We start from the raw sequence: 13189 nt of genomic DNA, 5'->3' as shown, positions 1-13189 counted from the left end.
TGTCGGGTGAGGTAACCCGGCGTCGGCGCAGGACGCGGAACGGGTGGTCGTCCGGATCCGGCCGCGGAAGGTGGTCGGGCGCTTGTGACGGCGTTCGGGGGTACCGGGCGCTTGTGACGGCGTTCGAGGCTGTCCGGTGAGGACTGCGCGGCCCGTGGGCGGAGCCCGCTGTCGGGTGAGGTAACCCGGCGTCGGCGCAGGACGCGGAACGGGTGGTCGTCCGGATCCGGCCGCGGAAGGTGGTCGGGCGCTTGTGACGGCGTTCGGAGGTGCCGGGCGCTTGTGGCGGTGGTCGGGGGCGAGGTCGGGTGGTGAGGTGTCTTCCTGGCGGGAAGGCGCATGGCACTGCCCGGGGCCCACTACCCTGGAGTGGTGACTATTCGCCTGTACGACACCAGCGCCCGGCAGATCCGTGACTTCACCCCGCTCAAGCCGGGCTGTGTCTCGATCTACCTCTGCGGCGCCACCGTGCAGGCGGCACCGCACATCGGCCACATCCGCTCGGGCCTGAACTTCGACATCATGCGCCGCTGGTTCGCGTACCGCGGCTACGAGGTGACGTTCATCCGCAACGTCACCGACATCGACGACAAGATCATCGCCAAGAGCCACGAGCAGAACCGGCCCTGGTGGTCGATCGGGTACGCGAACGAGCGCGCCTTCAACGAGGGCTACGCCGCCCTCGGCTGCCTCCCGCCGACCTATGAGCCCCGCGCCACCGGCCACATCCCCGAGATGGTCGAGATGATGCGCGGCCTCATCGAGCGCGGGCACGCCTACGAGGCCGACGGCAACGTCTACTTCGACGTACGGTCCTTCCCGCACTACCTGGAGCTGTCCCGGCAGGAGCTGGACAACCTGCTCCAGCCGTCCGGCGACGGCGAGACCGGCAAGCGGGACCCGCGCGACTTCGCCATGTGGAAGGCGGCGAAGCCGGGCGAGCCGACCTGGCCGACCCCGTGGGGCCCCGGCCGCCCCGGCTGGCACCTGGAGTGCTCGGCGATGGCCCACAAGTACCTGGGCAACGCCTTCGACATCCACGGCGGCGGCCTCGACCTGATCTTCCCGCACCACGAGAACGAGATCGCCCAGGCCAAGGCCTACGGCGACGACTTCGCCCAGTACTGGGTGCACAACGCCTGGGTCACCATGGCCGGCGACAAGATGTCCAAGTCGCTCGGCAACAGCGTCCTGGTCGGCGAGATGGTCAAGCAGTGGCGTCCCGTCGTGCTGCGCTACTACCTGGGCACCCCGCACTACCGCTCGATGATCGAGTACAGCGAGGAGTCCCTGCGCGAGGCCGAGTCCGCGTTCGCGCGGATCGAGGGCTTCGTCCAGCGGGTCACCGAGCTGGCCGGGAAGACGGTCGAACCGGCCGCCGAGGTCCCGCCCGCCTTCGCCGAGGCGATGGACGACGATCTGGGCGTCCCGCAGGCCCTCGCCGTCGTGCACACCACCGTCCGGCAGGGCAACAGCGCGCTGGCCGCCGACGACAAGGAGGCCGCCGTCGCCCGGCTCGCCGAGGTGCGGGCCATGCTCGGCGTCCTCGGCCTCGACCCGCTCGACCCGCACTGGACCGCTGAGGGTGGCGACCGGGGCGAGGATCTGAACGGCGTGGTCGACAGCCTCCTGCGCCTGGTCCTCGACCAGCGCGAGTCCGCCCGCGCCCGCAAGGACTGGGCGACCGCCGACGCCATCCGCGACCAGCTGGGCCAGGCCGGGCTGGTCATCGAGGACAGCCCGCAGGGCCCGCGCTGGAGCCTCGGCCAGCGCTAGCGCTCCGCTTGATCGATTGTGCCGCCCGGCCGTCCGGGCGGCACACTGCATAAGACGTACGTACGAAAGCTCACGAAGACAGGTAGGTCATGGCCGCGAACAACCGTCGCATGTCCGGCAAGAAGGGCGCGCAGGTCGGCAGTGGCGGCCAGCGGCGCAAGGGGCTGGAGGGCCGGGGGCCGACCCCGCCGGCCGAGATGCGCAAGGGCCACAAGAAGAACCGCATCGCCAACGCCAAGGCGAAGCAGGCCGTGCGCCGCCCCATGGCCCGGGGCCGCGGCGGCAGGTCCGCCTCCGAGCTGGTCGTCGGCCGCAACCCGGTCGTCGAGGCGCTCCGCGAGGGCGTCCCGGCCTCCACCCTCTACGTCCAGCAGTTCATCGACAACGACGAGCGCGTCCGCGAGGCCCTCCAGCTCGCCACCGAGCGCGGCAACATCAACCTGATGGAGGCGCCGCGTCCCGAGCTGGACCGCATGACGAACGGGCTCAACCACCAGGGCCTGGTCCTCCAGGTCCCGCCGTACGAGTACGCGCACCCGGAGGACCTGCTCGACGCCGCCGCCGACGAGGGCGAGGATCCGCTGGTCGTCGCCCTGGACGGGGTCACCGACCCGCGCAACCTCGGCGCCGTCGTCCGCTCCGTCTCCGCCTTCGGCGGCCACGGCGTGGTCGTGCCCGAGCGCCGCTCGGCCGGCATGACCGCCGGCGCCTGGAAGACCTCCGCCGGTACGGCCGCCCGTACGCCGGTCGCCCGCGCCACCAACCTCACCCGGACCCTGGAGTCCTACAAGAAGGCCGGCCTCACGGTGGTCGGCCTGGCGGCGGACGGCGAGGTCGAACTCGGCGAGCTGGAGGCCCTGGGGGGTCCGGTCGTCATCGTCGTCGGCAGCGAGGGCAAGGGCCTGTCCCGCCTGGTCGGCGAAACCTGCGACTTCCGCGTCCGCATCCCGATGCCGGGTGGCGCCGAGTCGCTGAACGCGGGTGTGGCGGCGGGGATCGTGCTCTACGAGTCCGCCCGCAGGCGGAGCTGAACAACCGTCCGGACGGGACTGAACACCCGTCCGGAATTTCACTCCTGCGGGGTAATTCGGGCGTCCATATGGCGTCAAGGGCCGCTTTGACGGGGTCCGGACACATCCGGGCGGTCAAAGCAGTGTCCTAACGCCACGGCACTCGGTTAGATGAGTGTGGACACCAGAACACCCCGCACACCCACGGGGGACCGCTCGTCGGGATTCGACGACGCTCCCGCGCTGAGCATGGTGAAGGTGCCGAGCGATCCGGCGCAGGTCATCGTCAATCACGCCAGCTTCCGCGTGCAGCTGGGCGCGGCGGCCAAGCGCACCCAATCCCCGCGGATCGCCCGGCATCTGAGCGCCACCCAGGACACCGCCCGGATGCCCGTCGTGGGCACGGCGGGCCGGGCCGGTGCCACCGGCCGCCGCCGCCCCGTCGTGTGGAGCGGCAAGTCCGCCCCCGACGACACCGGCGCCCACCGGCTCCTCCAGGCCGTGCGGGGCAGCAGCGTCCGCCACGCCGACGAGCCCGAGGCCGGCGCCACCCAGGTCATCCCGCGCGTCCGGACGGGCTTCGCCGACACCTACGACGAACGCGACCTGACCGTCGAGACCCCCGTCGTCGGCCACCAGCGCACCGCCCCCGACGCCGACGGCACCCGGCTCCTGCCGCACATGCGCACGGTCACCGGCGCCTACGACGACCTGACCTACGCCGACGCCGACCACGACCCGTACGACACCTACCCGGCCGACACCGACACCGAGTCCGCCACCGACGCAGACACCGCGCGCCCCGCCAAGCGCCACGGCGACGACCCGGCCCGGCACGCCTACTACCCGGGCCGCCGGCTCAACCTCGGCGTCGTCCTGCTCCCGCTGCGCATCTTCCTCGGCTTCATCTCCATCTACGCCGGCATGGGCAAGCTGTGCGACCCCGTCTACTTCGACGGCGGCAAGCGCGGCTCCATGGTCACCTGGCTCAACACCCTGCACCCCTGGGACGTCGCCGAGCCGCTGCGCCAGTTCGCCCTGCACCACCCGGTCGGCTCCGGCCTGGTCATCGCCTTCCTCCAGGTCGTCGTCGGCGTCCTGACCATCCTGGGCTGCTGGCAGCGCGTCGCCGCGGTCGTCGGCGCGATGCTCTCCGCCGCCCTGATCGTCACCGTCAGCTGGAAGACCGTCCCGGTCTACGACGCCCCGGACATCATCTACCTCGCCGCATGGTCCCCGCTGATCATCGCCGGCGCCCCGGTCTACTCCGTGGACGGCCGTCTCGCGGGCGGCGCCTGGCGCCGCCTCGGCCCCCGCGCCGACATCTGGGAGCTGCGCCGCTACGTCCTGCGCCGCGGCGCGCTGATCACGGCCGTCACGGTCGGCCTGACGCTGTTCATCGGCTCCCTGCTGGGCGGCGCGGTCCGCGACTCCAGCCGCGTGGTCGTCCCCGGCCCCGGCGAGGCGCCGCGCAACCAGCTCCCCGGCTCCCCGCTCCCGCAGGAGCCCGGCACGCGGCACCGGAAGACCCCGGCGGCCTCCAGCTCCCCGACGGGCGGCGCCACGGCAGGCGCGAGCCCCTCCGGGGCGGCGACGACCCCGGGCACGAGCCGCGCCACCACCGGCGGCACCACCACGGCCCCGACCCAGGCCCAGGGCACCACGGGCCAGGTCCCGCCCCGCCAGACGTCCCCGACGACCGGCGGCGCCCCCAGCACGACGGCGGGCCCGACGAGCACGGGCGGCGGCGGCACCAGCACCGGTGGCTCGACCACGGGCGGCGGCACGTCCTCGGGCGGCAGCAGCACGTCCACGGGCCAGCCGGGCCTGGTGGGCGGCCTGCTGGGCTGACGGAGCAAGGCAGACAGAGGGCCCCGTACCGGGAAGGTACGGGGCCCTTTCCGGCTGAGGGCCGGGGGACCTGACCAGGGGCGCGGGGAACCGTCAGCGACCGAGCGTCGCCAGTTCCTTGGCCGCCTCGGTCAGATCCTTCGCCGTGTCGATGGCCCGCCAGTACGCCCCCTGCGGAAGGGGGAACCCGGCCAGCTTCTTCTCCCGGGCCAGCCGGGGGAACGTGGTCCGCTCGTGGTCGCCCCGCTCGGGCAGCAGAGAGGCGAACTCCGGCGAGAACACGTAGACACCCGCGTTGATCTCGAACGTCGACGGCGGCGCCTCGATGAAGTCGGTGATGTGCCCGAACCCGTCGGTCTTCACGGCCCCCCACGGAATCCTCGGCCGGGCGAGCGCCAGCGTGGCGACGGCGTCCCGCTCGGTGTGGAAGTCGGCCATGTCCCGCAGGGAGAACCGCGTCCAGATGTCCCCGTTCGTGGCGTACCAGGGCTGGTCGGGCTGGGGCAGACGGGCGGCGGCGTAGCGCAGGCCGCCGCCGCGGCCGAGGGGCTCGGTCTCCACGACCGTGGTGACGGAGACGGGCAGGTCGGCCGAGTCCAGCCACTTCTGGAGGACGTCGGCGAGGTGGCCGCAGGAGACCACGACGTCCGTCACACCTTCCTCGGCGAGCCAGGTGAGCTGGTGGCCGATGATCGGCGTGCCCGTACCGGGGATCTCGACCATCGGCTTGGGCCGGTCGTCGGTGTACGGACGCAGCCGCGAGCCCTGGCCACCGGCCAGGACCACGGCTTGAGTGGGGCGCGACGCGGCGTTCGGATGGGTCATGACCGCACTGTACGTGGCGCCCCACCGCTGTGCGCCGGCGGCAACGCGCTCCTTGAGGAGCCGTTACCCGGTTCGCACCGGAGCCGGCTGTTCCCGGTGCTCAGCTGTGCGCGGCCAGGACGCCGGAGGCGAAGGCCGTGTCGCACACCGGGCGGGCGTACGACTGGGCGCGCGAGGCGCCGTAGATGCGCACTGCGGCCTTGCCGAGGGCGCGGGCGATGGAGGAGCAGTGCCGGGCCAGCGAGGGGTGGCCGTTGACGGCCTGCTGGAGGTGGGTGAGGACCACCCCCGGGTTCTTGTTCTGCAACTCGATCATCAGCTGGTCGCGGAGCACGTCCTGCGGGGCGCGGGTGACCTTCTTGGCGGAGACCTCCGCCGAGGAGACGTCGGAGGCGGCCAGCACCGAGCTGGAGGGGCTCCCCGTCCAGTTGACCCGGGTGACCGCAAGGGTCCCGGAGAGCACCAGGACGACGGGCAGGACGAGGGCGAGAGTGCGGCCGATCCGGCGGGCAGGGCCGCCCCGGTGGCCGCGTCGCGTCTGTGGGGTGGTGGAGTGCTTCACGCGTGTGAGGGTAGCGCCCCGTGATGATTTGGAGACATTGCGTCACTCTTATGGGGGATGAGAAGGCGTTGATTTCCGGGTAACGGGTTGACGAACCACCCCACGACAAGATCCAACGGCACGATCCGGCGATCCGACGGCACGATCCGACGGCACGATCCGACGACAAGGGCCCCGCACGCCGAGCGCGCGGGGCCCTTCCGATGCCGTGGGCCGTCAGTCGGACAGCCGCTCGCCGGTGGACGTGGAGAACACGTGGGTCTCGCCCGGCCGCGGCACGACGTGCAGCGTGGATCCCTTCTCCGGCACGGAGCGGCTGCTGACGCGGACCACGAGGTCCCTCGTGTCGCCGCCGACCTCGACGGTGCCGTAGACGTAGCCGTCGGCGCCGGTCTCCTCGACGACGTTCACGGAGACGGCGAGGCCGGCCGGGGCGTCGGAGGAGTCCTTGGACAGGGAGGCGGCGACGGAGCCGTTGTGCTCGACCACGTCGAAGTGCTCGGGGCGGACGCCCACGGTGACCGTGCGGTCGCCCTTGTCGGCGGCGGCCTTCAGCGCGTCCCGGTTGACCGGGACGACGCTGTTGCCGAACTTCACGCCGCCGTCGGTGATCGGGACCTCGATCAGGTTCATGGCGGGGGAGCCGATGAAGCCGGCGACGAACAGGTTCGCGGGCTTGTCGTACATGTTCCGCGGCGAGTCGACCTGCTGGAGGATGCCGTCCTTGAGCACGGCCACCCGGTCGCCCATCGTCATGGCCTCGACCTGGTCGTGGGTGACGTAGACGGTGGTGATGCCGAGGCGGCGCTGGAGGGACGCGATCTGCGTACGGGTGGAGACGCGGAGCTTGGCGTCCAGGTTGGACAGCGGCTCGTCCATGAGGAAGACCTGCGGCTCGCGGACGATCGCGCGGCCCATGGCGACACGCTGGCGCTGACCGCCGGAGAGCGCCTTCGGCTTGCGGTCCAGGTACTCGGTGAGGTCGAGGATCTTCGCGGCCTCCTCGACCTTCTGCCGGATCTCCGCCTTGTTGACGCCGGCGATCTTGAGCGCGAAGCCCATGTTGTCGGCGACCGTCATGTGCGGGTAGAGGGCGTAGTTCTGGAACACCATGGCGATGTCCCGGTCCTTGGGCGGCAGGTGCGTGACGTCGCGGTCACCGATGCGGATGGCGCCGGCGTTGACGTCCTCCAGGCCCGCGAGCATCCGCAGGGAGGTGGACTTTCCGCAACCGGACGGGCCGACCAGGACGAGGAACTCGCCGTCCTCGATCGCGATCTCGAGTGCGTCGACGGCGGGCTTGGTGGAACCCGGGTAGATCCGGGTCGCCTTGTCGAACGTGACTGTGGCCATGGTGAATGGGCCCCCTTCTACCGGCAGGAACGTGCCGGACGATCCGTTGTAGGAAGGTGGTTGGTGTAGTCCACGTGAGTGAACTGGGTCGAGACGGTACCTGGCGTTCACTCGCTCTGTCAGTACTTCGACCCGTGTGAACTTCGCGGAAATTTTCGACGGGGCCGCCCCGAGACCTGGGTACACTGCACGAGCACCCAGATGCACGCCTCCTTAGCTCAGCTGGTCAGAGCGCCGCTCTTGTAAAGCGAAGGTCGTCGGTTCGAATCCGACAGGGGGCTCTCATCCTGAGCAGCACAAACGCCCCGGCCGATGATCGGTCCGGGGCGTTCGACATCCACGGGTGACATCAACCGGGGCGGTCACTCACGGTCGATACGCCGCCTGAGCAGGCGGTCCATGTGGCTGATGGCCTCCCGCTGTGTGTCCGAGGTCACGTGCGTGTAGACGTCCATCGTGATGCTGATCTGGCTGTGCCCCAGGATCTCCATCACGACGCGGGGCGCGACACCGGCCGCGGTGAGGAGCGTGGCGCAGCCGTGCCGGGCGTCGTGCAGACGGATGCGCCGAAGGCCGGCGGCATCGGTGATGCGGAAGAACGACCGGTTGACGTTCTGCGGGTCGATCGGACGGCCGGTGCGGGTGGTGAAGACGTACGAAGACGAGGTCAACTCGACCCCCTTGAGCCGAGCAGCCTCCGCCTGCCGCATCCGGTGCCAGCGGAGCGCCGCCAGGCAGATGAGGGGGAGGGGCACGGGACGCGCCCGGCCGCTCTTGGTGGTGTCCTCGTACAGCTCCCCGCCGACGCGCTGCACCTGCTTGCTGACTCGCAACACGCGCTGCTCAAGGTCCACGTCCGACCAGCGGAGCCCGAGGATCTCGCCGCGCCGCAGACCCATGGCGACCGCCAGGACGAAGGCGGCGTACAGCGGATCGCGGCGCGCGTGCTCCAGGAACGTCAGCGTCTCGTCCAGCGTCCACGGAGTCAGCTCGCGGCGGGGCACCTTCGGGGCCTCCACGAGGGAGGCGGCGTTCCGCGTCACCAGCTCCTCACGACAGGCCGCAGTGAGGGCGGTCCTCAGGACGCGGTGCGCCTCCTTGGCCGTGGCCGGCGAGGCGCGGCGGGAGACCTCCGCGACGAGGGTTCGCACGTGGCGGGGCCCCAGCGCTTCCAGGCTCTTGGCGCCGAGCAGCGGCACGAGGTAGAGGCGCACGTGCATCGCGTACTTGCTGTACGTCGTCCGCTTGCGGTTGGGCTTGATGAAGTGCTCCAGCCAGTACGGCAGCCACTCGGCGAGCTTGGCCGAGCGGGTGGGGACGGGCACGCCCTGGTCGACCTTGGCGAGCAGTTCCCGGCGCTTGGCGTCGCACTCGGCCCAGGTCTTGCCATAGGCGAACTTGCGGGCACGGGTGCCGTCCGGCTGGAGCACGTACACCGCGCACTGGAAGCGGCCGTCCTTGCGCTTGGTGATGGTGCCTGCTCCGTTCGGGTTGCGCTTGCGCTCGGTGGCCATCAGGCAGCCTCCTCGATCTGGCCGAGGATGAAGTCCCGGACGGCGTCGGCAGGGATGCGGCGAGCGCCATCGATCTTGATCGAGGTCAGGCGGTGCGACCGGATCAGGTCGTAGACCTTGGAGCGGCCGACCTTTAGCCGGGCCATGACTTCCGGCACGGTCAGCAGCTCGGCGGATGCGGTCGTCATGCGGCGGCTCCTTCCAGGGCCAGGTGGTCGCGTAGGGCTTCGCGGGCGGTCTCACGGTTGAGCTGGAGATCGCGAGCGATGGTGGAGGCGAGGGCGGACTCGCCGGGGGTGTGGCCGTGGCCGGCGTACTGCCAGTCGGCCAGGACGAGGACGGTGTCCGGCTCGGTGTCGTCCAGGCCCAGGGCCTCGCGTTCCTGGGCGGCTCGGTAGTCGGCACGTGCCTGGCGGAGAGCGCCGAGGGTCGTGGAGTAGCGGCGGGACTTGGAGCTGAAGTGGCCGCGGAAGCCGAGCATGTGCGCCCAGGCCCACAGGCGCCGGTCCGGATACAGCGGGTCGAGCAGCTTGCAGGCTTCGATCAGGCGGCGGGTGTGGTCGGGGACGCCGTGGCGGTCGAGTTCGGAGAGTTCGCCGATGCGGCGATCGAGGGTGCCGGTGTTCTCGGCGGCTTTGGTCGCGTACTTGGCGACGTAGGAGGCGACGGCCTGTTCGGTGATGTCGGAGCCGTCCCCGAAGGCCTTGACCGGCCGGACGTCGAGCTGTCGGCCCCAGCGGAACGTCCGGGCCGGTAGGTCGGCGGCGGCTGGGACGGAGACCGAGGTGTAGGAGTGCGTAGCAGCGGCGCGGATCGCGTCGGTGAGGAGGTCGACTGTTGCCCAGGCCGGGGGCGGGGCGTCTGGCCCGTCGGGGCCGTCGAGGCGGATGACAGCGTGGAAGTGCACGGCGCCGCGTTTCTGGAACTCGGCGACCTTGCCGTACGACAGCCGAGCGCACTCCTTCAGCCCCCGCTGGGTGATGCCGGCGCGGGCGGCGATCTCGCGGCGGAGCCGATTGGTGAAGCGCTGCCAGAGCTGTCCTGCGTGGTTGTTGAACAGGACAGCGCCCGCGTAGTCGTAGGTCGCCGGGTCGAGGGCGGTGCCAAGGGCGGGATCGTCGGCGCCGTGGCGGGTGCCGCAACGGCAGACGTCCCGGTCTGGACGGTTGTGGACCGGGCCGAAGGACGGGGCGGTGAGGGTGGCGAAGACGCGCGGGTGATCGCGGACGGTGGCGGGGATGTCGCGGCGGTCGTCTCCGGCCAGGCCCGCACGGATCAGGTGGTAGGTGTCGCCCGCGTAGGTCCAGGCGCAGGCGGGGCAGCGGGAGGCGCGGCGGTTGCCGCAGGCGAGGCGGAGCCGTCCGCCCGGCTCGGTCTCGGTGGAGTAGTGGTGCAGGGTCTCGCCGGTGGTCTTGTCCTTGTGCAGGACCCAGCCGGTCAGGTGGATGGGGTCGGCGCAGCCGCCGGTGCGGCGGACCTGGTCTTCCCAGCGGGTGTAGTCGGGGGCCGAAGCCACCCTCAGCAGGTCGCCGAGGGTGGTCGGGTCGAGCAGGGCTTTCGGGGTCAACGGCGCCAACCTCGCTTCTGCGGGGTGTTGGCGTCTTCGCTCGCGGCGGCTTTGGAGGAGCGGCCGTGGCGGTCGGGCTTGGTGGTCCGGTCGGTGTCGTGCAGCTGGTGGGCTTTGGCGGTCTTCTTCAGGCGGTCGTAGTCGCCGTCCAGTCCGTCGGACAGGATGCGGTCGACTTCGAGGCTCCAGCGGCGGGGCATCAGACGTTCACCCCCTGCCGGCGGGCGGGGCGGGCGGTGCCGGTGCCGTGGCAGGCCGGGCAGTGGGCGGTGATGGTGCGCAGGTGGCCACGGTGGTCGCGGCCGCCGAGGGTGACGGCGGCGGAGGCGAAGCCGTCGCAGGCAGGGCAGATCCTCGCCCGCGGCGGGGTGTGGTGGGCCATGATGGTGGTTCCTTTCGATTGCGGTTGGAAGGAACGGCCCCGGGTGGCGGCGTGCTTGGCGGCTTGTGCGCCACCCGGTGGCCTTTCAGCGAGTGGTGCGGGAGCCCCGGCGGGTGCGGCCCTTGGTCGCGTACATGGCCGCGTCGGCGGCGGCAAGCGCGTCCGTGAGGAGCGGCACCGCCAGCTCCGCGACGGGGCAGACGCCGACCGAGGCGGCCAGCGGGAGCAATGTCCCGGCGTAGGGCAGCGGCCGGTGCAGTGCGGCGGTCAGCGCGTCGAGGTCGACGGCGGCCAGGTCCCGGATCACGGCGACGAACTCATCCCCGCCCAGACGGCCGGCGGTGCCGTTGCGTCCGCACCAGGCGCGCAGCCGGGCGGCGATCTCCACGAGGGCGGCGTCCCCGGCGGCATGGCCGTGGGTGTCGTTGAGGGTCTTGAAGTGGTCGAGGTCGACCAGGAGGACGGCGGCACTCGGGTGCCGGCGGATGCAGTGTTCGGCGCGGGCGGTCCATCCGGCGCGGGTCAGGAGGCCGGTGAGCGGGTCACGGCGGGCGGAGACGAGGCGGCGGGTGAGGATGCCGCCGTGCACGGCCCAGCCGAGTAACGGCACGATGCTCGCGGCTGTCTGCAGGTCCATGTCTGTGTCCCTTGGCGATGGCGGTTGGCTTGGCGGAACCCGGTCCCAGGAGCGGCGGCGTGCTTGGCGGCTTGTGCGTCGCCCCCGGGACCGTTCAGCGGCGGTGCTGCGAGGAGATGAGCGAGCGGATCACCACGGCGCAGACGGCGACGGACGCGCCGGTGACGGCGACGGCCAGGAGCATCGAGACGAGGACGGCGCCGACGACCAGGACCACGGCCGTACCGCCGCCGACGAGGGCGAGGACGGCTCCCGGGGTGAGCTGGACGGTGGGCCGGGAGGGGGCCTGGGGTGCCGGGGCGGGGGCGGGCGTCGGGTGGTGCTGGACCACGGTGGTCGGCTCGATGACGGCGGGCGGGGAGACGCGTCCGGTCGGGGTGGGCATGGTCGGGATCTTCGGGCGGAGCATGGCGGTTCTCCCTTCGCTACTTGGTGAGGGCGGTGTCGATCGCGGGGGCGAGGACGCTGTCGGCGAGGAGGTAGCCGCCGAGGAGGAGGACGGCAACGAGCCACCAGGGCGGGCGGAGGAACTTGACGCCGAGGTAGCCGACGACGGCCAGAGCGAACCAGAGCGGGACCTGCATGACGGTGTCTCCTAGCGGACGCGGCAGCGGTGGGTGCGGGCGGCGAGCTGGGCGGCGGTCTGGCTGGAGTAGTCGGCGGACCAACCGCAGCGGTCGGCGGTGCACACGGCGGCGTACTTGGTCCGGCCGTTGCGGTCGCGGTGGGTGCCGATCTGCACGGGGCCGATCCGCATCACGGAGTGGAAGTTGTCGCGGGCGGGCATGGCGGCTGGTTCTCCTTCCGGGTCAGGCGAGCTGGGCGGCGATGGCGTCGGCGAGGTGGGGCGGGACGCCGAGGCGGGCGCGCAGGGTGTCGGTGTCGATGGGTGCGCCGGTGCGGTCGCGGTAGTCGGCGGCGACCTTGCGGGCGTGGTCGATGAGAACGGCGGGAACTGCGGGCACTGGGTCGGCGGGCGGAAGTGCCGCAGGTTCCTCCACCGGGTCCGGGGCGGGCTCCGGGTCCGGGGCGAGTTCGGGGGCCGGTTCGTGGTCGTCCGTGATTTTGGGTTCCGGGGTCGGGTCGGGTGCCGGCGGTTCGGTCGTCGGTTGCTTGGCGGAGTGGGCGAGGAGGGTGCCGCCGAGGAAGGCCAGGGCGGGCCATCCGGCGATGCCGAGGCGGAGCAGGGCGGGTGGGTCGGTCAGGTCGAGGAATCCGGCGGTGGCGACGTTGGCGCCGAGCGAGGCGAAGAGGGCGATGAGGAACCAGCACCAGGCCAGGCGGGACGGGCCCTCGCTGCGGAGCCGTCGCCAGGCGGCGACCAGGAGCAGGTCGACGGAGACGGGGTAGGCCCAGGCCTTCCAGCCGTCCTGTCCGGCAGCGGCTGCCAGGTCGTGCAGGTGGGCGAAGGACAGCGCTCCGGCGATGACGGCCTGGACCAGGACGGCGTCGACGCGCAGGGCGTGACGGGCGGTCATCAGGACTCCTCACCGGTCGGCGGCTGCGGGAGCGAGGCGGCCAGGGACGGGCTGACGGCGTCCACGAAGTCGAGGTCCGCTCCGGTGGTGTCGGCGTAGAGGGCGAGTTGGCCCAGGAGCAGGACGGTGCGGGCGAAGTCCTCGCAGTCGGGGCACATGACGGGGGTTCTCCCTTCAGCAGGCATGGCAGGGGTAGGGACCTGGCGCGAAAGCGGTCGCGCCGACCGGGGAGCG

17 protein-coding genes and 1 tRNA gene are annotated in these 13189 nt (G+C 71.8%); 4 read left to right on the top strand and 14 right to left on the bottom strand.

The window, feature by feature from the left end; all coding sequences use genetic code 11:
* Positions 1–372: 372 nt before the first annotated feature.
* The 3 genes from cysS (at position 373) to ACZ4WH_RS15060 (ending at position 4637) form a co-directional block, all read left to right on the top strand.
* Positions 373–1776 (top strand): cysteine--tRNA ligase, encoded by a 1404-nt coding sequence (cysS, locus tag ACZ4WH_RS15070; protein ID WP_468180364.1) that lies wholly within the window; start codon positions 373–375, stop codon positions 1774–1776.
* 89 nt (positions 1777–1865) lie between these two features.
* Positions 1866–2807, top strand: coding sequence for a 23S rRNA (guanosine(2251)-2'-O)-methyltransferase RlmB (gene rlmB / locus ACZ4WH_RS15065; RefSeq protein WP_468180362.1), 942 nt, complete (start codon positions 1866–1868; stop codon positions 2805–2807).
* Between the two features lie 150 nt (positions 2808–2957).
* Positions 2958–4637: a DoxX family protein gene (locus ACZ4WH_RS15060; RefSeq protein WP_468180361.1), complete on the top strand. Its 1680-nt coding sequence runs from the start codon at positions 2958–2960 to the stop codon at positions 4635–4637.
* Between the two features lie 93 nt (positions 4638–4730).
* Here the strand turns inward: ACZ4WH_RS15060 and ACZ4WH_RS15055 are convergent, their stop codons facing one another.
* The 3 genes from ACZ4WH_RS15055 to ACZ4WH_RS15045 form a co-directional block, all read right to left on the bottom strand.
* The gene (locus ACZ4WH_RS15055) at positions 4731–5462 is read right to left on the bottom strand and encodes a nucleotidyltransferase family protein (RefSeq protein ID WP_468180359.1); all 732 of its coding nucleotides are present in this window, start codon (positions 5460–5462) and stop codon (positions 4731–4733) included.
* Between the two features lie 100 nt (positions 5463–5562).
* On the bottom strand, positions 5563–6024 hold the full coding sequence (locus ACZ4WH_RS15050) for a hypothetical protein (RefSeq protein WP_468180357.1): 462 nt from the start codon (positions 6022–6024) through the stop codon (positions 5563–5565).
* A gap of 216 nt (positions 6025–6240) precedes the next feature.
* Positions 6241–7377, bottom strand: a complete 1137-nt coding sequence (locus ACZ4WH_RS15045) for an ABC transporter ATP-binding protein (protein ID WP_468180355.1) — start codon at positions 7375–7377, stop codon at positions 6241–6243.
* Between the two features lie 207 nt (positions 7378–7584).
* Between ACZ4WH_RS15045 and ACZ4WH_RS15040 the strand changes: the two genes are divergently transcribed.
* Positions 7585–7658, top strand: a tRNA-Thr gene (locus tag ACZ4WH_RS15040).
* An 81-nt stretch (positions 7659–7739) separates the two neighbouring features.
* Here ACZ4WH_RS15040 and ACZ4WH_RS15035 read toward each other — a convergent pair.
* The 11 genes from ACZ4WH_RS15035 to ACZ4WH_RS14985 form a co-directional block, all read right to left on the bottom strand.
* Positions 7740–8891: a tyrosine-type recombinase/integrase gene (locus ACZ4WH_RS15035; protein WP_468180353.1), complete on the bottom strand. Its 1152-nt coding sequence runs from the start codon at positions 8889–8891 to the stop codon at positions 7740–7742.
* Complete coding sequence (locus tag ACZ4WH_RS15030; RefSeq protein ID WP_468180351.1) at positions 8891–9079, bottom strand: helix-turn-helix domain-containing protein; 189 nt, start codon at positions 9077–9079, stop codon at positions 8891–8893. Before ACZ4WH_RS15030 ends, ACZ4WH_RS15035 begins: the two co-directional genes overlap by 1 nt.
* A complete protein-coding gene (gene repSA / locus ACZ4WH_RS15025) occupies positions 9076–10458 on the bottom strand; it encodes a replication initiator protein RepSA (RefSeq protein WP_468180349.1) in 1383 nt (460 codons plus the stop codon). The genes ACZ4WH_RS15030 and repSA overlap by 4 nt, the downstream gene beginning before the upstream one ends.
* Entirely contained in the window at positions 10455–10658 is a 204-nt protein-coding gene (locus tag ACZ4WH_RS15020; RefSeq protein ID WP_468180348.1) for a hypothetical protein, read from the bottom strand. The genes repSA and ACZ4WH_RS15020 overlap by 4 nt, the downstream gene beginning before the upstream one ends.
* A complete protein-coding gene (locus ACZ4WH_RS15015) occupies positions 10658–10840 on the bottom strand; it encodes a hypothetical protein (RefSeq protein WP_468180346.1) in 183 nt (60 codons plus the stop codon). Before ACZ4WH_RS15015 ends, ACZ4WH_RS15020 begins: the two co-directional genes overlap by 1 nt.
* 85 nt (positions 10841–10925) lie before the next feature.
* Complete coding sequence (locus tag ACZ4WH_RS15010; protein WP_468180344.1) at positions 10926–11477, bottom strand: GGDEF domain-containing protein; 552 nt, start codon at positions 11475–11477, stop codon at positions 10926–10928.
* 94 nt (positions 11478–11571) lie between these two features.
* Positions 11572–11886, bottom strand: coding sequence for a SpdD-like protein (locus ACZ4WH_RS15005; RefSeq protein WP_468180342.1), 315 nt, complete (start codon positions 11884–11886; stop codon positions 11572–11574).
* A gap of 16 nt (positions 11887–11902) precedes the next feature.
* Positions 11903–12061, bottom strand: a complete 159-nt coding sequence (locus tag ACZ4WH_RS15000) for a hypothetical protein (RefSeq protein ID WP_107066016.1) — start codon at positions 12059–12061, stop codon at positions 11903–11905.
* Positions 12062–12072: 11 nt separating this feature from the next.
* Positions 12073–12264, bottom strand: a complete 192-nt coding sequence (locus ACZ4WH_RS14995; RefSeq protein ID WP_356861116.1) for a mobile element transfer protein — start codon at positions 12262–12264, stop codon at positions 12073–12075.
* A gap of 22 nt (positions 12265–12286) precedes the next feature.
* Positions 12287–12955, bottom strand: coding sequence for a DUF2637 domain-containing protein (locus tag ACZ4WH_RS14990; protein ID WP_468180339.1), 669 nt, complete (start codon positions 12953–12955; stop codon positions 12287–12289).
* Positions 12955–13113 carry a hypothetical protein gene (locus ACZ4WH_RS14985; protein ID WP_199808486.1) on the bottom strand — a complete coding sequence of 53 codons (159 nt, stop codon included), beginning with the start codon at positions 13111–13113 and terminating at the stop codon, positions 12955–12957. Before ACZ4WH_RS14985 ends, ACZ4WH_RS14990 begins: the two co-directional genes overlap by 1 nt.
* Between the last annotated feature and the right edge of the window lie 76 nt (positions 13114–13189).

This window comes from Streptomyces sp. NPDC029138 (assembly GCF_055564375.1).
This window is presented reverse-complemented; position numbering and strand designations above follow the sequence as displayed.